This window comes from Paraburkholderia polaris (genome assembly GCF_012927345.1).
GTDB lineage: Bacteria > Pseudomonadota > Gammaproteobacteria > Burkholderiales > Burkholderiaceae > Paraburkholderia > Paraburkholderia polaris.
In genome coordinates this window covers 44660-69050 of sequence record NZ_JABBGJ010000049.1, presented here as the reverse complement: position 1 = coordinate 69050, position 24391 = coordinate 44660, and the positions used below count along the sequence as shown (strand labels likewise).

The 24391-nt window shown below is 58.9% G+C and carries 33 protein-coding genes; 26 read left to right on the top strand and 7 right to left on the bottom strand.

Features of this window, described 5'->3' with window-relative positions; translation table 11 throughout:
* Positions 1-39 precede the first annotated feature (39 nt).
* From HHL24_RS35495 to HHL24_RS35430, 14 genes are all read left to right on the top strand, one after another.
* Positions 40-678: a hypothetical protein gene (locus HHL24_RS35495; protein WP_169489947.1), complete on the top strand. Its 639-nt coding sequence runs from the start codon at positions 40-42 to the stop codon at positions 676-678.
* Positions 675-1343 carry an ASCH domain-containing protein gene (locus HHL24_RS35490; RefSeq protein WP_169489946.1) on the top strand — a complete coding sequence of 223 codons (669 nt, stop codon included), beginning with the start codon at positions 675-677 and terminating at the stop codon, positions 1341-1343. The genes HHL24_RS35495 and HHL24_RS35490 overlap by 4 nt, the downstream gene beginning before the upstream one ends.
* Entirely contained in the window at positions 1340-1738 is a 399-nt protein-coding gene (locus HHL24_RS35485; RefSeq protein ID WP_169489945.1) for a hypothetical protein, read from the top strand. The genes HHL24_RS35490 and HHL24_RS35485 overlap by 4 nt, the downstream gene beginning before the upstream one ends.
* Entirely contained in the window at positions 1735-2145 is a 411-nt protein-coding gene (locus HHL24_RS35480) for a hypothetical protein (protein WP_169489944.1), read from the top strand. The genes HHL24_RS35485 and HHL24_RS35480 overlap by 4 nt, the downstream gene beginning before the upstream one ends.
* Positions 2142-2414, top strand: coding sequence for a MarR family transcriptional regulator (locus HHL24_RS35475; protein ID WP_169489943.1), 273 nt, complete (start codon positions 2142-2144; stop codon positions 2412-2414). Before HHL24_RS35480 ends, HHL24_RS35475 begins: the two co-directional genes overlap by 4 nt.
* Entirely contained in the window at positions 2411-3085 is a 675-nt protein-coding gene (locus HHL24_RS35470; RefSeq protein WP_169489942.1) for a hypothetical protein, read from the top strand. Before HHL24_RS35475 ends, HHL24_RS35470 begins: the two co-directional genes overlap by 4 nt.
* A gap of 145 nt (positions 3086-3230) precedes the next feature.
* Positions 3231-3914, top strand: a complete 684-nt coding sequence (locus tag HHL24_RS35465; protein ID WP_169489941.1) for a hypothetical protein — start codon at positions 3231-3233, stop codon at positions 3912-3914.
* Positions 3915-4088: 174 nt separating this feature from the next.
* Positions 4089-5216: a phosphoadenosine phosphosulfate reductase family protein gene (locus HHL24_RS35460; RefSeq protein WP_329606791.1), complete on the top strand. Its 1128-nt coding sequence runs from the start codon at positions 4089-4091 to the stop codon at positions 5214-5216.
* Between the two features lie 156 nt (positions 5217-5372).
* Positions 5373-5663 carry a hypothetical protein gene (locus HHL24_RS35455; protein ID WP_169489939.1) on the top strand — a complete coding sequence of 97 codons (291 nt, stop codon included), beginning with the start codon at positions 5373-5375 and terminating at the stop codon, positions 5661-5663.
* 488 nt (positions 5664-6151) lie between these two features.
* Positions 6152-6664: a hypothetical protein gene (locus HHL24_RS35450; RefSeq protein ID WP_169489938.1), complete on the top strand. Its 513-nt coding sequence runs from the start codon at positions 6152-6154 to the stop codon at positions 6662-6664.
* 170 nt (positions 6665-6834) lie between these two features.
* Positions 6835-7332: a hypothetical protein gene (locus HHL24_RS35445; protein WP_169489937.1), complete on the top strand. Its 498-nt coding sequence runs from the start codon at positions 6835-6837 to the stop codon at positions 7330-7332.
* A 197-nt stretch (positions 7333-7529) separates the two neighbouring features.
* Positions 7530-7760 (top strand): hypothetical protein, encoded by a 231-nt coding sequence (locus HHL24_RS35440; RefSeq protein ID WP_169489936.1) that lies wholly within the window; start codon positions 7530-7532, stop codon positions 7758-7760.
* Positions 7761-7841: 81 nt separating this feature from the next.
* A complete protein-coding gene (locus HHL24_RS35435; RefSeq protein ID WP_169489935.1) occupies positions 7842-8069 on the top strand; it encodes a hypothetical protein in 228 nt (75 codons plus the stop codon).
* Positions 8066-8278, top strand: a complete 213-nt coding sequence (locus tag HHL24_RS35430) for a hypothetical protein (RefSeq protein ID WP_169489934.1) — start codon at positions 8066-8068, stop codon at positions 8276-8278. The genes HHL24_RS35435 and HHL24_RS35430 overlap by 4 nt, the downstream gene beginning before the upstream one ends.
* Before the next feature lie 447 nt (positions 8279-8725).
* Here HHL24_RS35430 and HHL24_RS35425 read toward each other — a convergent pair whose 3' ends face one another.
* Entirely contained in the window at positions 8726-8959 is a 234-nt protein-coding gene (locus tag HHL24_RS35425) for a hypothetical protein (protein WP_169489933.1), read from the bottom strand.
* A 77-nt stretch (positions 8960-9036) separates the two neighbouring features.
* On the opposite strand from HHL24_RS35425, the gene HHL24_RS35420 reads away from it, so the two are divergent.
* The 5 genes from HHL24_RS35420 (at position 9037) to HHL24_RS35400 (ending at position 11254) form a co-directional block, all read left to right on the top strand.
* Complete coding sequence (locus HHL24_RS35420; protein ID WP_169489932.1) at positions 9037-9420, top strand: phage protein NinX family protein; 384 nt, start codon at positions 9037-9039, stop codon at positions 9418-9420.
* Positions 9421-9424: 4 nt separating this feature from the next.
* Complete coding sequence (locus HHL24_RS35415; RefSeq protein ID WP_169489931.1) at positions 9425-9679, top strand: hypothetical protein; 255 nt, start codon at positions 9425-9427, stop codon at positions 9677-9679.
* Entirely contained in the window at positions 9676-10014 is a 339-nt protein-coding gene (locus HHL24_RS35410) for a hypothetical protein (protein WP_169489930.1), read from the top strand. The genes HHL24_RS35415 and HHL24_RS35410 overlap by 4 nt, the downstream gene beginning before the upstream one ends.
* Before the next feature lie 115 nt (positions 10015-10129).
* Positions 10130-10354, top strand: coding sequence for a hypothetical protein (locus HHL24_RS35405; protein ID WP_169489929.1), 225 nt, complete (start codon positions 10130-10132; stop codon positions 10352-10354).
* Between the two features lie 222 nt (positions 10355-10576).
* The gene (locus tag HHL24_RS35400; protein ID WP_169489928.1) at positions 10577-11254 is read left to right on the top strand and encodes a Lar family restriction alleviation protein; all 678 of its coding nucleotides are present in this window, start codon (positions 10577-10579) and stop codon (positions 11252-11254) included.
* Positions 11255-11488: 234 nt separating this feature from the next.
* Here HHL24_RS35400 and HHL24_RS35395 read toward each other — a convergent pair whose 3' ends face one another.
* Entirely contained in the window at positions 11489-12661 is a 1173-nt protein-coding gene (locus tag HHL24_RS35395; RefSeq protein WP_169489927.1) for an integrase domain-containing protein, read from the bottom strand.
* Between the two features lie 1044 nt (positions 12662-13705).
* Between HHL24_RS35395 and HHL24_RS35390 the strand changes: the two genes are divergently transcribed.
* From HHL24_RS35390 to HHL24_RS35375, 4 genes are all read left to right on the top strand, one after another.
* The gene (locus HHL24_RS35390; protein ID WP_169489926.1) at positions 13706-13951 is read left to right on the top strand and encodes a hypothetical protein; all 246 of its coding nucleotides are present in this window, start codon (positions 13706-13708) and stop codon (positions 13949-13951) included.
* Positions 13951-14949: a PRTRC system protein D gene (locus HHL24_RS35385; protein ID WP_169489925.1), complete on the top strand. Its 999-nt coding sequence runs from the start codon at positions 13951-13953 to the stop codon at positions 14947-14949. Before HHL24_RS35390 ends, HHL24_RS35385 begins: the two co-directional genes overlap by 1 nt.
* 14 nt (positions 14950-14963) lie before the next feature.
* On the top strand, positions 14964-15317 hold the full coding sequence (locus HHL24_RS35380; RefSeq protein WP_169489924.1) for a hypothetical protein: 354 nt from the start codon (positions 14964-14966) through the stop codon (positions 15315-15317).
* A gap of 77 nt (positions 15318-15394) precedes the next feature.
* Positions 15395-15598: a hypothetical protein gene (locus HHL24_RS35375; protein WP_169489923.1), complete on the top strand. Its 204-nt coding sequence runs from the start codon at positions 15395-15397 to the stop codon at positions 15596-15598.
* Between the two features lie 483 nt (positions 15599-16081).
* On the opposite strand, the gene HHL24_RS35370 is transcribed toward HHL24_RS35375, so the two are convergent.
* The 5 genes from HHL24_RS35370 to HHL24_RS35350 form a co-directional block, all read right to left on the bottom strand.
* On the bottom strand, positions 16082-17227 hold the full coding sequence (locus HHL24_RS35370) for a DUF7146 domain-containing protein (protein WP_169489922.1): 1146 nt from the start codon (positions 17225-17227) through the stop codon (positions 16082-16084).
* Between the two features lie 508 nt (positions 17228-17735).
* Complete coding sequence (locus HHL24_RS35365; RefSeq protein ID WP_169489921.1) at positions 17736-18278, bottom strand: single-stranded DNA-binding protein; 543 nt, start codon at positions 18276-18278, stop codon at positions 17736-17738.
* A gap of 14 nt (positions 18279-18292) precedes the next feature.
* Complete coding sequence (locus HHL24_RS35360; RefSeq protein WP_169489920.1) at positions 18293-19105, bottom strand: hypothetical protein; 813 nt, start codon at positions 19103-19105, stop codon at positions 18293-18295.
* A gap of 8 nt (positions 19106-19113) precedes the next feature.
* Complete coding sequence (locus HHL24_RS35355; RefSeq protein WP_169489919.1) at positions 19114-19554, bottom strand: hypothetical protein; 441 nt, start codon at positions 19552-19554, stop codon at positions 19114-19116.
* A gap of 104 nt (positions 19555-19658) precedes the next feature.
* Positions 19659-20042: a hypothetical protein gene (locus HHL24_RS35350; RefSeq protein ID WP_169489918.1), complete on the bottom strand. Its 384-nt coding sequence runs from the start codon at positions 20040-20042 to the stop codon at positions 19659-19661.
* 881 nt (positions 20043-20923) lie between these two features.
* On the opposite strand from HHL24_RS35350, the gene HHL24_RS35345 reads away from it, so the two are divergent.
* From HHL24_RS35345 to HHL24_RS35335, 3 genes are all read left to right on the top strand, one after another.
* A complete protein-coding gene (locus HHL24_RS35345; protein WP_169489917.1) occupies positions 20924-21505 on the top strand; it encodes a nuclease-related domain-containing protein in 582 nt (193 codons plus the stop codon).
* Positions 21506-21763: 258 nt separating this feature from the next.
* On the top strand, positions 21764-23047 hold the full coding sequence (locus HHL24_RS35340) for a hypothetical protein (protein ID WP_169489916.1): 1284 nt from the start codon (positions 21764-21766) through the stop codon (positions 23045-23047).
* 30 nt (positions 23048-23077) lie between these two features.
* On the top strand, positions 23078-24283 hold the full coding sequence (locus tag HHL24_RS35335) for a FlhC family transcriptional regulator (RefSeq protein ID WP_169489915.1): 1206 nt from the start codon (positions 23078-23080) through the stop codon (positions 24281-24283).
* The last annotated feature ends 108 nt before the right edge of the window (positions 24284-24391 follow it).

The following is a 24391-nucleotide window of genomic DNA, read 5'->3' as shown; positions in this document are numbered from 1 at the left end:
GCTGAAGCTATCGCTGCCCTCGAAGCTTCTAGTACGGCTATGAGCCAGACGATCGCCGCGCTCGACACCGCGAACGCACACATCGCCAGTTTAGAAGCAGCATTGACGGTGCCCAAAGATGCTTTGCCGCCTGATGGACAGCCGTGGGCGAAAGTCTCGCCGGAAGTCGCCTTTCACCTGATCGAGCGGCACGGGGAAAACTGGGCGCATATCGGCCAACTCATGGATGCGTGGCGGGCGGCGGTCAATGCAGCCGAACTCGTAGCACAGCCAGCGGATGCACAGGGACAGCGGTCTCAAGCTGAGCCAACGTACAGGTTCGCCCTTATCCGCGATCGCAACTACGACGGCGAAGGCTTGTCGTTGTGGTTCTGGAACGGCGAAAACTATAGTGGATCGGATGGGGATTGCCTTTCGCGCGATCCAGATGGGTCGCTCGACGGCTTCACGACCGAATGGCTTACGGACCATCAACTTGAGCAACGGCTGAATTCGCCAGACGCGGAGCGGTTTGTCGCTTTCGTTGGCACACTGATCAGCGATGGCAGGGGCCTGCAGCTGACCGACGAGCAGCGGCGAATCAAAGAAGCGTTGTCGGTGCGCGGCGAACTGAGCCTCGACATTGTGCGCGCACGGATCGATGCCGCGCTGGCTAAACAACAGGAGCCTAGCGCATGAAAGAACGCCCGATTCGTTTCGGCGGTGCAATGGTCCGCGCGCTGCTTGACGGCCGCAAGACGCAGACGCGGGACATTGTGAAGCTGCCGCACCACAACCCGCTCGGCCAGTGGGAACCGACCATCATCGGCGGGAAAAACGGCGGCCGCACCGCGGCTGGCACAACGCTGCCGCAGCAAGGTGGGATCTGGCACACGCGGACTGGCGATTGCTTGACGTGTCCGCATGGACAGCCCGGTGACCGTCTATGGGTGCGCGAGAAGCATCTTAACTGGTGGCTACGAGATGAGGCGAACCCTGAAGGCCCGCGCGTTTTTTCGCACGTGGCCGCATATGCCGCCGACGGCTACGAGCTTGAGCACGGCGAGAAATGGATCGCGTCGAACCAGATGTTGCGCGCGGCGTCGCGCATCACGCTCGAAATCACCGCGGTGCGCGTCGAACGCCTTCAGGACATCAGCGAAGCGGACGCGCAAGCCGAGGGAGTGCCACGCGACACAGAACCGTGCGACCACATCCGTCAAAGCTGCGAAGACATCGGTTGCATGGGGCAGACCCACAAGTCATCGTTCTGTGATCAGTGGTGCGATCTGAACGGCATCCCATCCTGGAACAAGAACCCGTGGGTTTGGGTCCGCGAGTTCAAGCGAGTGGCGACCTCATGACTACTCGAGAACGCCAGGGCCGCGGCGGGGAACCGACGACCTCTCCATGTAACGAGCCCGCCGTAGACGCGATGCCGCAAAAGCAGATCGACGAGCTGATCGAGAAGCTGCGCGCCCGCTCACAAGGACGCGAAACGTGGTTCGCGATGGGCCGGGACGAGAAAAGCTACTTCATCTCGTTCGATTGGCAGTCGGAAGCGGACGCCTGGATGGGAGATCAGCAAATACGGCGCGCGGAATGGGTCGAGCGCGAAGGCGTTCACCTGGTAAAGCAGCGTGTGTTCTCCGAACTTGAGGAATTGGCAAGGGAAGCCGCCGACGCTCTCGCCATGCTCTCGGCGCGCAAAGCCCCCGCGATCCCTGTCGATGCCGCCGCGCAAGCGGGCACAAAATGACCGATACCGTCAAAGTGATCAGCGCCCCAGAGCGGATCTATCTCCAGATCGGCGACGTCGGCCTGCCGGCGGAAGTCGATTTCGGTGAGTTGCATGAAGTGACGTGGTGCGCGGATCGCCAGTTCGATACCGACATCGCATATGTTCGTGTCGACGCCGCCGCATCCGACCCGGCGCGGGACCAGCTCCCGGACGCATTGAGAGACCCGCGCGTGGTCAACATGTCGGTTCTGATGGTGCGCATGATATCGGCGCTGCGTCGCATGAAGGAGTGGCAAAACCTCGCGGGCGACGCGACGGACTACCTTACGGCGATCGGCGTCAGCAAGACGTACACGTTGAGCGCGCAGTCAAGTCAGGCCCTACCGCAATCATCGCCCAACGACGAAAAAGGTGCGTCGCAATGAAATTGACTCCAACCCAGCGGCGCATTCTTGAAGTGCTGACCGACAACGGGCCGGTCCGAACGATGTCAGGTCTGGCATACACGGTATTTCCAAACGCGACCTATCGCTCACCACAAGGAGCCGCGCTGAACATCAGCCGGCATGTGAAGCCCCTCGTGCGCGCCGCCCTAGTAAATGATTGGGCGGTTGGCCCCGCCGAATTCCGCATTACCGCTGCGGGCCGGCTCGCGCTGGCAGCTCTGCACCAACAACAGGAACACGGCCAATGAGCTTCGCCCACTTTTCCCTGCTCGCCCTCCTTGGGGTCGACACCACCTCATTTGGCACGCCACTCTTCGTTGAACAGCCGGCGCTGCTCTTTCTCGTCCCGCCGTTATGCCTGAGTTACCCGATCCTGTGGTTGCTGGCCAGGCACCGGCCCCCCTTCCACTGGCCAGCACTGATCGGAATTGCGCTCGTGAGTGCGATTCCGTATCTCGGTTCAGAGCTCGTCGCGCTGCGCACGTTCACGTCGCTCGGCAATTACATCGTGCTGCAGGAGACCAGTCGCGTCGAGTACGCACGCGACATCATCTGCGTCGGTGATCCGGACAAGGTCGGTGCCAATTCATTCGAGAATGCAAAGCGGGTGCTCGCGGATCCTAAGCTGGTGTGGGGCAAGCCCGGTCTGAAGGAGCCCCTGTCCTCTTCAGAATGGACGCAGCAGCCCGATCCTTGCGCGTATGACGCCCGGGTCGTGCCGGACAAGGCCCTGACGAGCCTCGCGAACGCGCAGGCCGCTGGCAAGAAGCTCTTCATCGCGATGACAGCCGCGGCCTCGATTGCTTTTATGCTTCTACTTGCCTTCGCGGCTAACGGAATCACGCACGCTCGGCTACTGGCTGAATTCCCGGATGTGTTCCGCCGTCCCGTGCCGCCGCGCGACGAGTTCAAGTCCTGAGCGGCAGGTCCTTCGGTCCTGCACACAACGACGTTGCGCCAGCGCACCGGTCCGAAAGAATGCTCGGGAAGGCGCTTCGGGCGCCATAAAAGCGAACATGCCATACTACAGCCGGCTCGCCAGACGCCGATAGACCAGATACATCATGTCGACCTTACTTATCGCGGGTTCATCCTTCATTGGCGGAATAAGCGTGACGGCTGTTCTCGTCAGGTGGCGTTCGCGCCGACGCCCGGAACTCGACCCGTTTGCGCTGCTGAGACGACCAGCGACGAAGCAACTCGCGGATTTTTCCGAGGCGCTTCACTCCCAGCTTCGTGACTGGGCAAAGCCCGGGCGCCGGATAAGCAAGCGCGGACCACAAAACGTGCGGCAGGTATTGGGGTGTCTCAGCGTATATTCCGATGGCGTTGCCGTCTGGACAGTGCGCGATGGAACACTGACCTTCCAGGACGGGACGACGACACCCATCAGTGCGTTCGCCGCTGCACTGGAAAGAGAACTCACAGCTGCCAGAAGTCCGATCTCACGCCTGAGTCTTCCAAACCTGCTTTCCGTAGATTTGCGAGCGAATCGCGTCATGCAATTCGAAGACGACTGGATCGTTCAGCGCTTCATCCGGCTCGGCCGCCGCGGCGAGGATGAAGACATCTACGAGCCCTGGGCTGGGTACGACACCGGCATGTCGAAGGACGCGGCGCTACAAGCTCTTGATGAGTGCGAGCGCCAGTGGCCCGAACACAAGTTTCGCGCGCATCGGGTGCGTATGCACGAGAAACTGGCCAGCGAGGCGATTGCGCGAGCGCGCGCCTCGGCCAACAACCGGTAGCCTGCTGGTAATCCCGTTCGCTGGCGATACCACGGCCGACGCGCCTTGACTTTGTGGCTTGGCTGCGAAGATGAACCATCACGTTCATTTCTACTCGCCATGTCAATCCAGCTCATCGACCTGTCGTCCCTACGTCGCCGCTTCGAAAGCCACGCCAGAGAAGTCACGCGCTCCGTGACCACCACTCCTGAAATCGATACGCTCCTCGAGGCCGATGCAGTCGTCGCAATCGGAGTCAGCGGCGGGAAAGACAGCGTCGCGTGCACACTGGCCGTGGCGCGGCACCTCGACATGATCGGTCATACCGGGCCGCGCATTCTTGTTCACGCGGACCTCGGGCGCGTCGAGTGGAAGGACAGCGCGCCAGCATGCGAACGGCTCGCCGCGCATCTCGGATGGGAGCTTCTGACAGTGCGGCGTCAGGCCGGCGACATGCTCGCCCGCTGGCAAAAGCGCTGGGAAAACAATGTGACGCGCTACAAGGAACCGTCGTGCGTCCGGTTGATCCTTCCATGGAGCACACCGTCCATGCGTTTCTGCACGTCCGAACTGAAGACGGCCGTGATCACGAGCGCGCTGAAGAAGCGTTACCCGAACCACGACATCGTGAACGTGACCGGCGTTCGCCGCCAGGAAAGCTCGGCGCGCAGCAAGATGCCCGTTTCCGCGCCACTCGCCGCGCTCACACGGAGGAACAAACAGGGCGTAACGTGGAACGCCATCATAGAGTGGCCGGTAGAAGACGTGTTCAGCGAGATCGCTGAGGCAGGACTCGCGCTGCACGAGGCGTACACCCGGTACGGCGCATCGCGTGTCTCGTGCGCGTTCTGCATTATGAGTGCGCTGGATGATCTGCGGGCCGCCGCCGACTGTGCGGACAACCACGATCTCTACCGGGAAATGGTCGCAATAGAAGCGACGTCCACCTTCGCCTTTCAGGGCCAACGCTGGCTCGCTGACGTCTCGCCGGACCTGCTTTCACCTTCGTTGAAAGCAGATGTAGAGCGTGCCAAGCTTGCGGCACTCGCGCGCCAGGCAATCGAGGCCGAAATCCCCTCACACCTGCTTTTCACAGCCGGCTGGCCGACTGTCCGTCCGACAGCGCAGGAAGCCGCACTTCTCGCGAGCGTGCGTACACGCGTCGCGGCACTCATCGGCATTGACGTCGACTGCACGACCGCGCACTCCGTCGCGCAACGCTATGACGCCCTCTTCGCCATCCGCCCCAGGGCGCTCCCAACAGTGACGTCCACCACCGACCAGACAACCGACGCGCCGCGTCAGTCCACCTTCGCTTTCTGAGGTCCACGGGACGACGGCGCCGCGTTCGCGTTCGTTGCCGCATGTAGTGCAAGATAGCGGCGCAGTAGCCACACTCAACGCTGAACACATCCACCTATGAGCTCAGACCCGACCGCAGCGCAAGATCAGCCGACCGCCCGCTCCACCGATAGGCGCATGCCGACCGAGGATCTGCCGTACCCGCTAGGCTCGCGCCACGCCGACGATCCCGCCGGTGACAACCGCCTTTATGGGGAGCTGGGCGATCAGGCACTCTTCGAGAATATCGGACTGCGCCCGCGCATCAAGGTGGCGACCTCCGACGAAGAGAGGGCCTTCGGCGGGCGCCTGAACGCGGAAATATATGCGGGATTGAAGAAGGTGTTTGGCGAAATAACCGGTATCGAGGTCGGGCTCACCGGCCCGCCGGCATCGATGACCTCGGGCGTCCACCGCTCGCCGAAGTAGAAAGTGGTTGCTTCGACGTTGCCCAGCCACGCGTGGGCTTGCGGCTGGGCGCGCAGCACGCAAACGGCCAACACCTGGAAATACCCCGAAGAGCGTGCGTCATGACGGACGTCGGAAATTTTCTGGGAACGACGGTGACCGCGCGTCAGTTCAGCGACGTTTAAACTCGTCACGGGCGCCGGGGGTCATCGCGGCGGCAGGCGAGCAGGAAGAGTCCCGCCGCAGTGAATGTCACGCAGCGAAGCCAGCCGCAGTTGATCAGGGCAAAAAGAAGATTTCCAAATCGCGGTACCGGCTCATTCATTCCTTCCCCCACACAGCGGTTGCGCCGATTTACGCCGCAGATATTAAAGCCACTCCACCGACGACTCCTCCTGTCTTCGAGGTGCGTCTCACGTTCGCTTGACTTCCTGTTGGGCTTTGTACTCTGGGTTGAACAGCGGCGTCTTCTTTCTGAGCCGCCGTCCTTTCTACTTCCCGGAGGCCTAATGAGCACGCGCATATCCGTCCCCGACGTTCGAAAGTTCTGGGATGCCCAAGGCGGCATCTACGCCGGCACCGTTCACCCGCGTGACGGCATGCCCGCGTACCCTCTCGTTATCTCACTGTCCGACGAAGCCCACATCCAGCCCGCCGAATACTGCAAACCCGAAGCCACATTCCCGCCGGGCTCGCATTGGGACGGCAGAGGGAACATGCGTTCGCTGCTCGAGGCCGATCCGGCCAACCCTATCGCGACGCACATCCGCGCGCTTCGCATCGGTGGCCATGCTGACTGGTACTGGCCGGCAAAACTCGAGTGCGCAGTCCTCTACGCCAATGTTGGCGACCTGGTCTATGCCTATCTACGTGCTCAGCACGCGCAGCAGTGGGCAACGTGGATGTGCCAGCGCACGCGTAACGTCGAAACAGCCTTCATCCAGGACTTCCGGCACGGCTGCCAGACCTACAAACCCAGGGTCACCAAGTTCACTGCCCTTGTCGTGCGCCGCATCGACTAAACGAAGTCTCTCGCACCCCGAAACCGACGTCGACCCCGGGAAGCTCCCTGTCTGATGACGCCGTTTCGCGGGTGTACGTCGATAGACCGGTCAAATTCGACACCTTTCGATTGTTCGATTCATGTGATAGCCCTTATTCTCGTAATACCTTTGAGAGGGAACTTACTACCATGCACAGCGACCTTCACGCGGCGATGCTGATCGTCAACACCGAGACGCACCGGACCATTTCCAGACTCGACCGGGAAACCTTGATTCGAATCGCCATGCGGGCCCGAAACGAAGGACGAGTGGACGCCCTACTCTCTGCCAACGACGCTCAACTCAGGAAGATGACTGCAGTGCCCGACCCGCAAGCGCCCTTAACTTCGTGGGACGTGGAACTATCGGTCAATGGCCACCCGGTGATCGCGTTATCTGAGACCTCGATGGCGGCCGTGGCGAACGTGAAAGAGTTCGCGCCCATTGTCCGAACGATCGCTCAGCGAACTTTCGATGTCGTCGGATACGGGCCGAACGAATCCGGAACCCCCGTAGCAATCGGGGCTACACCGTTCGCCGGATTTTCCGCCCCTGACTTGCAACGGCTTCAAGACGCAGCCAAGTTTCTGGCGATGCACCCTGACTACGAAGCCTGTGCGAAGCTGATTGAATCTCTGATCCCCTGACCGACGCCGCTTCGCGCAACGGGCCGCTTCTGCGGCCCTTTCCTTTTCTGCGACGCCCGGCACCGCAAGCTCATCTCGCATCTCGCCGGCAGCTTCGAACCGCGTGGAATGATCGCGAAAATCCTTCGCCTTTTCGCCGCTTATGCTTTCCTGATCGTTGGTAGCCTGTTTCAGTACAACAACAGTCGGCGCCAACCATGACCCGTCCCTCCACCTACGCTCACCTCGATCACCTAATCGTGCTCGCCGTGACGAAAGCGCCGGTATTCACTGGCGATCTGTATTCGACAGCTATCCAGAACGAGTGCCATCGCCTCGGGCCACTGCTTGGGGTCGAGGACGTTAAACGCTTGATGGATCGTCGGGTGATCGCACTTCGCCGCGGCGGGCTCATCCGCTCGCGGCGCCGTCATCTGATGCTGCCGTGAGACGCCCGCGGCCAACACCGTCAACAGCGAAATCTCGCGTGCCTCGCCAGAATCCAGATGAACATAACCCGGGAAACGTCCATGGAAAACGAGAACAGGCCAGCCACCGTCGGCAAAGGTGAGCTTTTACAGGAACCGCGCGCGACAACTGCGTTGTGCGACTCCGATAGGCGGGAGTGGTCGATGGCGCACGTCTGTTGTGACGAGGTACCGGGCATTGGCATTCCCTTTGGGCTCTCGAAAGAGCAGCACCGCAAGTTATTTCGCACCGGGATCGATATCCAGATCCTGAAGGCGAGGCGCGGATGATCGCCACACTCATTCTCAGTGCGGCGCTGGGCCACGGCCACGTCATCCATTACGAGCACGACTACCACGATGTCGCCGCGTGCGAGTCCGCGTATTCGATCGCCAGGCGACAACTCAAGGAGATCGGCGCGAAGACGACCCGTGGCGAGTGCCTAACCGAGTCGAGCGGCGAACAGCTCACTCGCAAGTACAAGAACCGCTCGCGCTAGCGTTGCGCCGCTCCATGTACCCGACGCAGACGAGATCACCTGGCAGCAGCGCTGTGTGCAGTTTGCCGGCCGACGTCACGCTCAGGCATCTCGCACCAGGAATCAATTGCGATGGACAACCGAGCCAGCGGATTTGAGAACCTCAATCGTGCACAGCGCAAAGCGATCCGGGCGCGCAGCAAGCGCCTCGAATGCATGTTCCGCATGACCGGGAAGAATTACTCGAGGTTCGAGCCCGTCGCAACGAACGAACTCGTGCAATTGCCTTGCCACGCCCGAACTCACCCACCCCGCTTGGACAACCACCAGCCAGGCCGGCCGCCTGATTGTCGCGGGCGCGGTCTCCGGATCATGTGCAGCCTTGACTTCGTCGCAATGCACGTAGGCTGAATCGACGCCCCGCTCCTGGGGGATTCCCACACACCGAACTCACACTCATCCATGCGCCTATTCAAGCTCAATCGAACGGTCATTGCCAACACCCGCCGCATCCTCGGCTGGACAGCCGGTGGCGTTCACAAGCGGATCGACGAAAACATCGAACTCCTCGAACTGCTGCGCGATCGCGCGCCTGATTTCCTTGAGACGCATCCCTGGGTCGTCGGCTGGTTCGAATCTCACGATGAGTTTCTGCGCCAGCTCGCCAACGCGGTGCCGCTTGAAGAGGGCTTCTTTCTGCATCTCTTGACTCGGCCCGACGGCACGTTTCCCCGCGCGTTTCCTTCCGGAATCGTTAAAGGCTACACGGAGCCATCGCAGTGATTCGCATAAAGGAACTCACCGCGCACGAGCTCGACGCCTGGGTCGCCCTTTGTGAAGGCGAGCGCATCGCCACAGAGTATCCACCGGACGAGTCCGGCCGCTTCTGGCTGAAACTAGGCCGGTTCGGTTCCGTAAAGGAATGCCCCCGCTTCTCGTCCGAGTGGTCGGACGGCGGCCCCGTCGCGCACCGAAAACTTCTCTCCTACAGCTGCCTGAGCGAAAGCGAATACGAGGCCCGCTCGTTCCCGCGCCGGCCGTTGCAGCCGTCACACGTGATGCGAGGCGCGACTCCACTCGAGGCGTTGATGCGCTGCCGCGTCGCTCTCAATATGGGGCGCGTGGTCCCAGACAGATTCCCCTCGTATCTATTTGCGTTGTGACGTCATGGATTACATCATTTCGATCCGCTGTACCGGTTGCAGCAACACGATTCGCAAGACGGTCGATCACCCACCTACCGACAAGGACCGGATCGCCGCCGCCTGCGCCACTGGCTGGGGACTCGCCATGCACGACGACACGCTCCTCTTCATCTGCACCAACCCGCAGTGCGCTACACACGCCCTTACCCGGAAAAGGACACTGCGCAGTCGTGCCATTGAATCGCGCCATACGGGAACCATCGGAGAAACTGAATGACCAAGCCGCTGCTCGACCTGAACAACGACATCAAGTCGCAACTCGCCGCTAGCCCACAATCGGTCGAGGAGCTGTGCCGCTCGCTTCGTCGCACCCCCTTCCAGATCGAAGATCGCCTCCATATGCTGCTCGCTGCCGGCGTCGTTTGCATCGATCCCCGCGGGCTCGGTGAGACACGCTACATGCTCACCACCAAGGCGAAGCCCGCGACGAGCGACCCAATCCAGACGTCGGTTGCTGGCGCTCGCCGCGCCCCATCCTCAGTGACGACGCTCACGGGCTATTCAGCAAAGCTGCGCGAGTTCCGCAGCATCTGCATGCTCGGCCGTCGCTGATACCCTGCATACGCCGCGCTGTCCGAGCGCCTCGCCCTCAGCTGGCGCCGGCGACACCCAATCCACACGGTGCAACCCACGTTGCATCGTGCATCATCCATATCGCCGATCTCCTATGAAAACCAGCCACGTGTCTAGCGTCGAACTCGCCGCGAAAATCTGCAGCGATCCGTCCGCCTCATACTGGCTGAAGGAGGCAATCAAGGCACTCCTTAAGCGCGACCCGGTTGATGCCGTTAACGATTCAGAGGTGCTCGCGGAGATCATGCGCGCACGTCTCTCCGAGATCGAATTTTTCGGGGGGGTCGGTAATCTGGATGTACGACCAAACGAAGAATGACGACACCAAACTGTGAGCTTTCGGATCGATTAGTTACAAACGTTGGGTTGTTGTACGCTATACGTAACAGTATTGTATTGTCGTCGCGTTTCGTTACATTATTTTTTTAACCATCACCGTGTTCGCTCACGCACACTGTTTCGCGCTGTAACCCGTCTATCCCTATTAATCCGGACTAAACTTGCACCGCCATTTTCCGTGATTTCAGGGTGGATATAATCCTTGCTGTTCACCCTACCATTCCCCACTGACATGATTGAAAAACTCTATCCATGCCCCTGCTGCGGCGGTGTGCCGAAAAGCAACCGCTGTAGTCAGGTGATTGAAGAAGAGAATCAATCGGACTCGCCACTCAGAATCCGCGCGGTCCAATTACGCCTGGTGCAACCCCAACTCACCCGAGAAACCGTGCGCATCGTCTGCGCCTCCTGCGGACTGGCCACACGGTGGATTGCCGTCGTGGATGCAAACGAGAATGCCGCGCTCGATGAATGCGGGCGCCTATGGAATACCCGGACCGATCGCGTGCCCGTGCAGGCCGGGTCGCTCGATGAGCTCATTGAGAACGAGATCAACGGGGACGACATCTCGTATTTCCTGGCTCTGGTTGCCAGGAATGACAGTGAGTGGGAAACGCGCGGCCCGATCCTCGCGAAACTCGCCCAGCGCCTAATCGACGCCGTGATCGTCGAGCGTGAATGGTGGCCTATCACGCCGACGCTTGAGGACGCGTGCCGCTACCGCAAACTGGTCAGCCACGCCCGTCGCGAAGAAAACGCGGACCGCCCTGATACTGTAGTCTTCCAGCCCCTTACCCTCGCCAACGACACGCGCACCTACGCGCATGAGGATCGCGTTGCTGCGGCCGTCGACGAACTCCCCGATCGCGAACGCTGGTAATCGAGATTCCTGAAGATCGGTGTCGCCGCCCTCACCCATTTTTGCTTGCGGGTTTGGGCATGCTTTTATGGCTATCCTGATTCGGGGCTGGATTAGTTTATTCGACGCGCTCGGCAAAACTTCAACGCGTGGTCCCAATTTGCCGGAGACCGCCGTCCACAGGACGCGCGAGACGGAAAGCAAATCTCCACTTAGCCCCGATAGCATTGCGGAGACCGGGCAAACCGATATCCGCTAACCGTTTTGCGCCCCACTCTCCAATATGCGGTAGACCTTTTGCCGCGAAATACCCAACTTCGCCGCCGCGGCTTTCTTCTCGCCGCCCGTCTCTTCAAGCGTCCGTCGAACGTCCTCGATCGTAACCACCGGCGCCCTTAGCTTGGCCATCGCCGCTGGCGTCGAAATGTACATGCCCGATTTTTCCGGCTTTGAGTGACCGACCTCTTCGATGATTACCCGCAACGTGGCATCGTGCGTCGCACGATCCGGTCGCTCCTCGCTGCCCTTGATCGGCGCCGGACTTCCTGACAGGACTTCGTAGCGTTGCTGCATCCATCCATGCCGTAATCCGTGGCTGGTCACGCCCTTTTCGTCCTTCGTGATTCCATGCTGCGCCAAAATCCCGTAGTAGCGCCGCCGCCAACGCGGCCAGTCGTAGTCAGAGGGTATGGTCGAGCCCGTCGTGTCGTTCGCGAGCCGCAGCGCCTCGTGCAATACCTCAAGCTTCAGCTGTAATGGTACGTCACGCTCGCGCCCCCCCTTCGTCCCCTTGTCCACACGGAATTTGTCGTCGTCTCTCGACTGCAACTCCAGAAGTGTCTTCCGGATGCGCAGCATGCAACTTTCCTTCACCCGCAGACCAAAAGCCGCCTGAAGCTTTAGCTGCACCGCAACATGCGGGTCAGTCTGTGCGATCTGAGCGAAGATCGCGTCGACGTCAACCCCGTTCGCCTCCCACGACTTGTCGGTGGTCGTCACGTAACTTCTGTTTCGGCCCATGGCCGCCAACTCTTCTTTGGACCTGTAGTCATACAGCGATTTGACCAGTCCATACTTCCCCATCCATTCCAAAAACGCCTTCAGGTGCGCAAGCTTGCCCTGCATCGTGCCGACGGCCTCGCCGCTATCGATCCAGTGCGCAACCACTGCTCTCAGATGTCGCCCTTCCACGGAATAAATGCTTTCGATCTTGAATCCCAACTTGCGGATGTTTACAAGCGTTGCACAGATTGTGTTGGCCCGCTTTCCTTGGGTATCCGACGCCAGTTTGTTCTTGCTAACCCGCGTCCGACTCAGACTTCTCCCGATGTTGTCTCTAAACAAAACCTTCAATTCATCGCGCATACGCTGTGGCAGACGGTACTTCGCTAACAGTCTGTCCGCGTCGAACATCTGGATCATTGCCATGATTTTTCTCCTTGATCTTGAATCACCGCGGACTGTGCCGACAAGCAGTCTCCCGGTCGATTTCTAACCAGATAATGTTGGGCGTCAGCATGTACCGACATCCACGTTGTTCGCGCGCTCCCGATTCGTTGCGTCGGACAAACCACTTGCCTCCTCGATTGCGTCGACGCCGATGCCGCACTCCGCCATAGACCGATCCTCCTTACGTTAGCCATCCCGAGCACTGCCGCTCGCATCGCCCCCTACCTGGACGACTCGTCGCTTCGCGGTTACGCCCGCCGTTTAGACCCCGGCCGGGTTTCCTCTACCGCGCACTGCTCACTGTTCTCCTGGACTTTAGTGATCCGTCTTGATCGACCATGCGTGTGGAGAAGCCACGCTTGATCGTCCCTCGTGCTGCATCGCGACCCTCCGGTCGACACTTACTTTTGCAGAACTTGGGATGGCTGGCTGGAGACCGGACCTTCATCTCCGCGACGCTTTCTACTACGTCTGCCAATCAACACTGTGCCCATTCGTGGATGGCTGGGCGGGCCATATATATGTGCGATAGAGGGCTGACCGCGATAACGCAGTCCACGGCCCTCCCGTCTCGAGTTCGATCTCTTGCCCGCCCGCGTTTGGGGAGCTAAGTCGATCAAACCAGCGTAACGCCGCTGAGCGAGACGATTGGTATTTGTCGTTTGAAGCAGTCGCCAGACCGGCTCTGTGTCCGTGTCCGCGTCCGGGACTTCCGTTTGTCGTGTATTGAGTGTCCCGAAGACATCGCAAACCGAGACGTGATCACGTGTCCGGGTGTACTCAGTATCCCCTTGTATCCCATTGACCTGACTCAAAAAAAACCGCATCAAGTGTGCGGTCTGGACAGACAGGGATTTTTGCCCGTTGCGGGGCACTGTCCTGATTCTTTTGGGGGAACGATTCGCAGCGAAGCGGCGCGAATTTTTGACGCACCACGGGCGTGGTGCAGGAGGTCGATGCGCCGAAAGCGCAGTAGGTAGACGGAAGTGTGCGCCGCGTCGGAGTGATGGACAACGCAGAAAGATGCCTTATTTGATGCCTCTTTCTCGCGGCAATCATCTTCGCCAGGTTGGTATTGTCGGCAACAGGTTTGCTGCGATTGCCATCGACATTGCTCCCGCAACTGGACGACGTGAACGAGAAGGAGACTTAATGGACACGAATTCGTCTCCTTCGCGCTGGCTCATGGTGGCACTGATGAAAAGGAGCCGTTATGGAGCCGTCAACGTCTCCTTTACTAAAACACTCTTCAAACTAGGAACGACCTAATGGAAAGCAAGACATTCGCCCTCGACATCGGCTATGGCAGCACAAAATGCGCTTATCGTAAGCCCGACGGCAAAGTCGGCACCGACATGTTCCCCTCGCTCGCGCCCTTTCGCGCCCCTGGTTCTGTTTCCGCGAGCGGCGGTGCCGGGTTCGGGAATCGCGACGTCGTGACCGTGACCGTCAATGGAACGCAATACGAGGTTGGACCCGACGTACCTCTCAACGCCGCTTATGGTGAAACGGGGCGCGTCCTCATTGAGGAATACGTGCGTACAGACAACTACGCCGCACTTCTCGCCGGCGCCGTATATCGCGCGGGCTTCAGCCGCATCAGACGGCTGATCCTGGGTTTGCCCGTACACACGATGGAGCGGTTTGCTCGCGAGTTAAAGGAGCGATTCACAGGTAAGCACGAGTTCGGGCATGGACCAATAACAATCGATGCCGTAAGCGTGGTTCCTCAGCCACTCGGCTCGATGTCCTATGCGTCGTCTTTGTATCCCGAGATCCGGCAGAAGCGGCACGATTACCTGCTTATCGACGTCGGCTACTTCACTACCGACTGGGTGTACGTCAGTAACTTTATGGTCGACGACCGCCGCTCCGGAGGGCGCCCCGGCGGATCGTCCCACGTCCTTCAACGCATTGCCGCAAACATCGGCAAGGAATATGAACGACCCGTCGACGACATCGAACGAATTGATGTCTGCCTTCGCGAAAAAGCGAAGTTCCGTTTCTTCAGTCACGAGCTCGATCTCGCTCCGTATCTCGCGGAAGCGCAGCAACTCATCAAGGCAGTCATCATGGGTATCGGCCAACGGGTAGGCGCTCTCCAGAGTGTCGAGTCAATCATCCTGACCGGAGGTGGCAGCGACCTGTACTACCCTGCGCTAAGAGAAATGCATCGCGAGACGAGAATCCAACTGCTTGAGAGCCCGTGCTTTGCCAATGCCGTCGGATTTCTGCTCCTGATTGAAAGCATGCCGGCCCTCCACTGACTGGACGCACTGCCATGGCCGACGACCAAGAGGTGTTCCGCATGAAGGTCACCATTTCTGCCCACGAGACCCCCGAGCTTCACGCGCGGTTGTTACGGGCTAAGGAGGGGCGTACGCGTAGCGCCCTGCTAAAACAGTTAGCTCAGGTTCAGGTGCTTTATCCGTACGGCGGCCACCCGTCGACTACCGGCCGCACCGTCGAACCAGCCGCTACAGCCGACTCCCCCTCTCCGAGCGTCAGTGGTCTCGACGAGGGCTCTGACGAGGGACTCGACCGCGCGAGCTATGGGCAGCCTCAGGAAATGGCACACGGTGGCGAAGATATGTCATCCCTCCTATCGCAGTCTTCCTTTAGCAAATACCTGTAGCATCCGTTGGCTTGGCATTGCATCTCACGGTGTAGGATAAGTACATACAAACCGTGCGCAAGCGAAGGGAGAGCAAAATGGTAATCGCGGATCTGACGAGCCTTATCGACTTTTCGTGGGACGACCTGTTGGCGCTGGACCTTTCCCAGCCAGCATCATGGCTGATGATCGCCGTACTTGTAATAAGCTGCATAGCCACTATCTACCTGGCCCTGGCGCTGTACCCGTATTTCGAGAAGATCGACGACAAGCTCATCGAACTCCTTGGCGGCAAGGAATAACGGTCCTCCTGCCGGCACCGTCCGGACGAAAAAAAAGCCCGCATGCAATTGCGGGCTTTTTCATTCTTGGAGGTCGTTCGTTGGGCACAAAAACAAACGGCCCCAGGGAAATCCAGGGCCGTTTCAGAAGGTCAGTGCACGGGTTGAACCAACGTCCTGCGCACGCATATTTCAAAAGCGTCCTCGAACGACTGATCACGACAGACGTATCGCGCGCTGCCGGTCGCACGTCGGTCGATCACGTCGAACCCGGTTGCCTCTGACTTCACTGCAGGCAAGCTGCCGTGATTCACACCGGTGGTACCGACAATCTCGAAGAATTTGCCAACGAAAACATGAAATGCGCGCATGGGAATCTCCACAAGTTGACGCCCAATGCGACTCGCCCAAGGGGACGAATCCCCATTGGGCTTAAAAAGGTTGCCGCCGACGGCGGTTAGCCGGATGAGCCGGAGGATGGTCCTCCGGCCCTATACAAGTCCACTACGCTGCAGACCGCTGTTCCGAGGTCCGCAGTTGCGTTCGGTTACGCTCGCGTACTTCATTTCGAAGCTTGCGACGCTCCTCGAAAGCAGCAAGGCGCTCCTGTTGCCTCCTGTACTGCAACTCCCAGACATCACGAAAGTCCGTCCCCTCCACAACCGCTTTGGGGATCGACACTCGCTTTCCTAGTTCCCGCAAATGCGTTGCCAGGATATCCGCGGAGTGCTCGCCTGGGCGATAGCCCCGCTTCGGGTCAACCTTGTCGCGGTCGGCATAGATAATGATGTGATCGTAATCCGACCATTCGATATCGGCCTGTTCGAGGCTTCCGCAGTTACGCATGCAGCGCACCTCCACCTTGTTTCGATATCTCGCGACTACGGCGAAGCCTGTCTCCGCCCCCTCCACAAGGGCGAGGGTCCGAGAGCGCGCGGCATTCAACAAGATAGACGCCCCGCCTGACCCATCCGGCGCACTCATCTCAAGCTTGGCTCTGGACTTACCCTTCCTGGTCAGGAACGGCACCTTCGTGCCCTCGCCAGTCAGATACGTCCTGTGTAGCCGGCAAGGCTTGCCTGACGACGAGCGCGCCCTTAGCAGCATTACGGGGAACTTTCCTTGCCGTTTGCCCCAGGCGTCAACGTACTCCATGCCTGGGTGGTAGCACACGTCTTTTCCCAGCCACTCGATCTGAAGCCCGGGAATGCGCGACAATAGATAGATCCAGACGGGTGAGCCCAACGTTACCGGCCCCGCTCCATCCCACGCGGCCTGCATTTCCAGACATTTCTGCGCGTCGGACTTCTCCGGCTTCGCGATAACTGGCTTAACAGTTCGAGCCACTTCAGGGGGAATCCCCCCGTTGTAGTTGCCGGTCCTGAGTTCATAGAAAATCTCCCGATACGACTTTCCGGAGACCTCATGGATCAGGGCGACACCGTCGCCGCCCTTGGTGCATCGAGCGCAGTACCATCCACCCTTCGGGTCTTTCTCCCTCGAGTAGAGCTTGAACGTCTCCTCGCCGTCACACAGTGGGCATGCCCACCACTTCTTGTTGCCATCGCCGAGGAACTTCGAGTCGATATAGAACGGGAAGATTCGTGGCCAGTCCAGATCTCCCAGATTCAGCCTTGGTAAGTCCTTCATTTTGAGCCCTCCTCTCGGTCGCTCCCGTTATCAAAGTCGGTCACGCCACGTACTCGCGTAGGAACGACCATCCAGTAGCCTTGCGCGCCCCAACGAACGTCGGAGCAGGGTCGTTCGTCCGAGCGACGATTGGCCCCCAACTCCGCGTGTCGCGGAAGGTGCTGCTGCTTCACATTCATAGTCACTCTCCTCGTTGGGTTTGTGGGTTGGTCGATGCCTGAGTCAGGCGTGAAAACGCTCGCTCAAAAAGGTGCCCGCGACGGATGCGCAGGCAGCTTTTTCAGCAGGTGTTGTTCTCCGGTGATGTCAGACGATCGCGGTCGCTGTTGTCAGGCAGCGCCGTGCATGGCGAAAGAAGTGGTACGGACCACGACGCACCGGGAGGTGCGCCGCGAGGCCGAAAAATAAAATGACCCGAACCGGCGTTCGGACGCCACTGAGAAACGAGGTGCCACCGGCCGGTGGCCTACTGATTCAGACGATGGACCACGCAGCACGCGGATAGACCTTAGAACGGAATATCCTCATCCGTCGAATCGAACCCACCACCATGCGAGGCACCGCCGCCGGCAGGAGATCGCGGAGGCCGCGGGCCTGATGCCGCCGGCTTCGCAGCACCAGTTCGAGCAGCTACGGGCGCCGATGCTGTTCGCTGCCTGGCACCCGGTTCGGCCCGGCTATCGTCGCCATCGTCGCGTTCACGCCGATCATCACCACTGCGGCCACCAAGCATCTGCAACTGCTCAGCGACAATCTCCGTGGAGTAGCGGTCAGTGCCGTCCTGCGCCTGCCACTTGCGCGTACGGATGCGACCTTCGACATAAACCGTTGAACCCTTCTCCAGATATTCCGAAACGATTTCGGCCAGCCGTCCGAAAAACGACACGCGGTGCCACTCGGTTGCTTCTTTCATCTCGCCCGACGCCTTGTCCTTGTAGCGGTCAGTGGTAGCGAGTCGAATATTGGCCACGGCGTCGCCGCTGGGCAGATAACGTATTTCCGGGTCAGCGCCGAGGTTCCCGACGAGGATGACTTTGTTGACGGATGCCAAGTTGGAAACTCCTGTTAGATATGTTTGATCGACCAGATCCACTTGTCGAAGTAGACCGGCTGGCCGTCCTTCATGCGAGCTGTCCCGTGTCGATCGAATGCCTGCACTTTCTCTTTGCGCAGACGCTTGACGCCTACCCGATCGCCCAATGCACAACCGCACTGAGTGATTGCGTCCTTGAGCCCCTCGCCCTGAACAATTTTTTCCTTGCCAGAACTGGTCTCGAGACGAATCGCAAACGAGGTGTAGAACTTCTCCGTCCCTTCCGCCGCATTTCGACGCGGAAACTTCTCCTCGCCCCAAGCGGTAATCAGACCGGCATAGTCATAACGACCATCGCCCTCTTCAGCTGCCGCTTTGGACGTCGGAGAAGGTTCAGCCTTTGCAACGGCTGCCGTCTCCGGCACACGTTGCGGCTTTGGCACTGCAACGTCTGGCTTCGGCTGTACGGCCGGAGGATCCTTTCGTCGGATGACGTTCAGGATGGCTTCCTTGAGCGAGCAATGGTGGACCTGCTTTTCATGCCACCGCGGGCAAAGCTCCGGCAGGAGTTTCTTTCCGACAGGTGTATCGCTGACCACCACGTCGAATTCCTGCTCAAAGTGGACGACGTAATCCGCTTCCTGTACGAACAGGTGCATGACGTCGCGGATCGTTACGAACGTTTCGTTCGCTGCGCCCTGCCCGACCGCCACGAAGTCCTCTTCCGGAGGTCGAATGGGTGCAGGCGGAGGTTGCTTTGGACCAGGCTGGTGTGGGGGTGCAGCGCGCACCGGTTGGCCGTAGTCACAGAAAGCATCGAAAGCACGGGAAAAGAAATTGAGCATGTCGCCTCCTAGATCAGCGTGCCATGCGATTGGTCTTTGAGGCGGTCCAGATCGGCCTTCAGCGCGGGAGTGCTCAGGATCACGTCCTGAAGCGTCTCGGGATCGACACCGTTTGCACGGCACACGAAGTCATAGGGCAATGCACCGCCCCAGTAACCCATGATCCATCCCAACGTTGCGCGGTAATCAGCGAGATCGATGTCCGCGTTGCGAAGACGTTGCGAGAGCAGATCTGCGCAATCCATCAGCGACTCGGGCATGGAATCGCCCTTGCGGGAGTCCATTGCGAGTGTGATGAGCGCGTCGACCATTTGCTCCCGGATGTTTTCGCTCCAGAGATGTGGATCGGGCAGCGGGTCCGGCTTGACGGCCGGCTTGATGTTGACGGCGATGGCCTCGCTAAAAAAGTCGAGTTGCCACGCACTTGCTGTTGCGGTAGCGGCTTCCATGGCAATACTCCAAAAACGCCAGGAAACCACTGCCTTGTCGGGAGGGGGCTCCCGGCAGGGTAATGAGGACCGCCCCAGGGGGGCGGCGAAAAGCGAAGCCTAATTCAGGACTTCTTTGTGAAAGGAACAACGACTGCCGACTTGGCGTACTTCCGCTTCGGCGACGGCGTTCCCTCCGGCCGTGCTTCCGGCGGAGCAGCTTGCGCAGCTTGCTCTGCCTTGGGAGCTGCCTTCTGAGCTTCCGCCTTCTCCGCAGCGCCTTGTGCCGGCTTCTGCGTCACCTTCGCAGGCAACATGAAGCGGACGAAAGGCTTCAGGACACGGAAATAGAAGACCACGCCCCAGCACAAAAACACCAGAGCTTGCACCCAGGGATGCTTGCTCACAGCCATAAGGCTTAAATCGACTAACACCAGCCACATCACGGCACGGACGCAAGCGTGGTACCCGAGGACGATGGGATTGCGGACTGTCTTAGCGGACGCCATAGAGAACTCCCGAAGGAAAAGAAGGGTTGTCAGGACTCGTGCCCTGGAGATTCGATGCTCAACCGAGCAAGGAAATCGACGCCTGTGCTGCTTTGCGCAGCCTCATAACGCGCTCATGAGGCGCATGGGACTGAGCAAAGAACACGTGTGGTTCCGTGGCGGGACGTCTGGAAGTGCAGGCTGGTGAAAATTGACAGGCAAAGCGTGGACTTTGCGCAGGGTCGATGCGTGCAATCACGCGAGTAGTAAGGCAAGGATAAACCGACTTTTGCACATCCGGGCGCCGAATGGTGACGAAACCCGGGTACCTTTCGCGCGCCTCAGCGATTTGAGTCGCCGAATTCGCCGACTCGTTATCCTAAATGTTTAAAGTTGTATATATGTAATTTTAATTGAACAACTTTGTAATGCGATACCTGGCTTAATCCGCCATTTAAATTATGCGTATTAGATTCGATTCAATTCAGTTGGGCGGCGGCGGTCATTGAGAGCTTGACGGGACGAGCGTCTTGACCGTACCCGCAACTCCGTCCGCAACAGTTACCGGGCATGAAATGTTGCTGGAACTATTTGCTTAAATCGGAGCCATTATGCTAACTTCTGATCAATTGCTCAGCTGCATCTTGCGCTTTATGGAACGCTAAAGACGACTTTGTAATAGTCGTGACGATGGTGACAGGGTCTACGCAGAATTAAGCACTTCAGAGCGCTTCGGTGGATTGACTTCATCGGCAGGTTGTTACTCTGAATGTGTCTAAAAGAATATGTGAGAGAAAAACATGCACCTCGGGCTAGTTGGCGTCGGCCTGCTCGTTTGGCTTGGGCGTCGCGGATACAAACATCTTGACGGACTTTCGCGAAAGAAGGCACGGCAAGCAAAGATGCAGGCCAACGGAGATGCCGGTGAAGCCGCCGTATCCGACTGCCTGCAAAGCGTATTGCAAGCGATCTCAGAAGGCCCGTTCTGCCTGCGCAACTCGCTCATCCTTAACCACGCACCAGGTGCGGCGTTTCCAACTGCGGAAGTCGATCATCTGGTTGTCACAAGCTTCGGGATCTTTGTCATCGAGACCAAGCATTGGTACGGGACGATTCTTCCGGCGGACAACAATATGCTGCTGCGGGTCGCCCGCGACGGCACGTCGGAACAAAGGAAAAACCCGGCGGCTCAGAATGGCTCGAAAGTTACGTTTCTGAGGTCGATTCTCCCGCAACATGCAAACGCCATCAGCGGCGTCGGGATTTTCTCTCACCCGGCCGTCCGTCTCGATATGCGCCTCAAGAGCGACCTGTTGTGCCTGGATGAACTCGCGTACTGGCTGCGTGCCCGACGCGACGGATACAGTGCCGCTCGCTTGTCTCCCATCGACACCGGGGAAGTGATTCGAGCCATCCTCGCACACACCGACACGTCGCCCAACGCAATCAGGAATCACAAGCAGCGCGTGGCTGCAATGGCTTGAACACCCAACGTTGTTACTGCATGGACCAGCTGTTCGTTAGCCATGGTTCTCTGCGAATGGACCAGAAAGAGATAAGAAATTCACTAGTTTTCTGCAATACCTTTAATAAGGCGCATGTTTTCCTACGTCATTCTGAGGGTAGGCTCGGCCACCGCGACCGAAAATACAACAATGCGAGTGGCCCTTGCTCTCCGCAGGTGAACACAATGTGTAAGCGCTACGTTTGCTAACCAGCAAAAGAAACATGGAACCGCACCTATGTCCGCCAACCCTAAAAAGAAACCTGGAACTGACGTCTTTGACCCAACAGCCGCCCTCGACGGGGACCACGACGGCGCCATCGACCACGAGCCGGCGCTTGGCCGCCTCCTGATCTCGACTATCCCGCTCGCTGAACGGCGCGTAGCTGCTCGGCAGCTCCTCTCCGCGGTCTGTCGGGAGGACACCGTAGCATCGCTTCTCACGATCTCCGGAGCGGTCGCGATTCAGGAAGAATCGGCCGTCCGCGCCCGGATCGCGATTGGTGGTCACTTTCAAACCATCTATCACGCGATCCAGAAGGATGTCACGTCCGATGGTGATGACTCACCCAATCGTCAAAAGCTGGCCCTGCAACTGACCTACGAATATATCCGTGTAGTTCACGGCTACAACCGGCCTGTGGCACGCAATCACATACTGATCTACCAATGTTTTGCAGGCAACGCTGAAGCACAGAGCCTTCTCACCTACACTGAAATGCTGTTGCTTGCCGATCAGGTCAAGGACGATGAGGCCATCGTGCGCCTGATCGACGAAAAGCGCCAAGCGAACTTGACGGCGGTGGAGTTCAAGGCGCTCACTCGCGACTTCGTGTTGAAGATGAGACAAGCGCAGGACGAGATCAAACAAATGAAGGAAGAGGTTGCGCAAGCGCAAGGTGACATCTTCCTCAAAGCGACCGACTTACAGCGCCTGCAGACCACCAACGGCCTTCTCGAGAAGTCGCTTGCGGAGTCCCGGGAAAGTTTGCAAAAGAACGAGGAGGCTCGCGCAGACGTTTCATCACGCCTCGTTGCCTCCCGGACCGAACTTCAAACAGCCCAGGATCGTGTCCATGAACTCGAGGCTGGAGTCAAGAATCTCGAGGCCCAACTCGAAGCCGCCAAGAATTCCCCGACCGGCCCTGTCGTAACAAGGGACGTCGAAGTCGTCCCCCCCGAGTATGCGTCGAAACTCGAAGCGCTCGCCGCCGCGGAGGCAGCACTTGCAGCAAAGCAAGCGGAAGTACAAGCACTCGAAACCGAGACGGTAGCAAGACAGCAGGAGCTGACGAGCACCAGGGAAACACTCGCCGACACCAGCAAGATGCTCGCCACGGGCAATGCGTTCACAGAGCTGATCGACCGCTTCAGCCAGTTTCACACCTCTTACATTACAACCCGGCTCAAAGTCGCTGCATCAGGCACTCCCGAGCCCTTCCGCCAGATCCTGATGGAAATCGACGCGAAGATGCAGAACCTGCACCTTGAAGTTCAAGCCGCGATCGCCCGCGGTGCTTGACTATAACGACACAGCCGAAGAGACCTACCCATGCAACCCGACATCGACTTCAAGCGTGTGAGATACGCGTTCATCGAGAAGAGCAGTGAACGCAATCTTGAGATTTTCAACATTGAGACCATTAAAGTCTTAGATACGGTCCTTCACTTGTACCCTGAATACGAATCGCTGACAGGCCTTAGCAGTAGCCGTACACAGGCACTCCTCGATCGTACGCGCCAGTTGTCGTTGCTCGTCACGACGCCATTCAACCTCTTCTCTCCCGTGTTCAACGACATCAAAAGCTGGGAAGCCCTCGTGTCGAACTGGCCGTCCGACTCGGTGATCGCGGTGAAGGATAAGGCGCCCAGGCATGTAGGCACGGCGCAGTCTTACCAGATCCGGCACGCGAATCAGTTGTACCTCCACCTGATTCGTGAGTTCGCGGCGAATTATGCCCTCGCGCACGTCATCTTTGGCATGAGCAGGGATGTCATGACGTTCCTTGGCAACCTGAGCGCCTCGAATGAAATCGACCTGCTGTCTAACATAGGCCCGGTGCCACTCTTCAAGTGGCGCATGAATGCACCGCGTTTCTGGTTCGACCACTCGACCGAGGCGCTGACGACCGCGGAAATTGCCTACTTCATCATGCAATCGTCGCCGCCCGAGAACAAGATCAGCAATCTTTCGCGCAAGGCAGACTGGGACGCCTACTCTTTCAAGAAGGCCGTCGTCGAAGACTATATGGACGCGCTGCTTGCCTACGGCTTCCGCGCCGCGACGGTATCCACGATCATGCGCCGCACGTCCACTGAAGTCCGGAACCGCTTCAAGAACATCAACGGCCGGTCATCGACCTGTGGCAGCAAGCCGCAAATGTTGCCGTGGATCACTGCGGCAGCGCCAAACCGCCTGCGCGCGACGTTCTTTACCTATCTTTACCGCAACGCCAACACCGAAGGTTCTCGCGCGTACTTGCCTTTCCTTGCAACCCTGAATCTGTTTACGAAGATGTTTGGCGAATTAGAAGAGTCGCTCCCGACGCCCAAGCGCTTTAGCGCCGACCGGGCCTACAACATGCTCAAAATGATGGCGAGCGATTCGAGCATGACCGTCGGGGCGTGCAAGCGATGCGGAACTGAGTACCTCCTTTCGAACTCGGCTGACAAGATCGAACTCGCCGACAACTTTTCGTGCTCGTTCTGTACCCAACGCCGGGCAAGACGGACCAAGCTGCCTTCAGCATCACATTGACGCGTAGCCAATCACACAATGGAGAGTCCCCAATGGAAATGAATCTCTGGGTCTACCGAGAAGACAAGACGCTCTGTTTTGCCTATCGGGACGATGAAGGCCACTTCT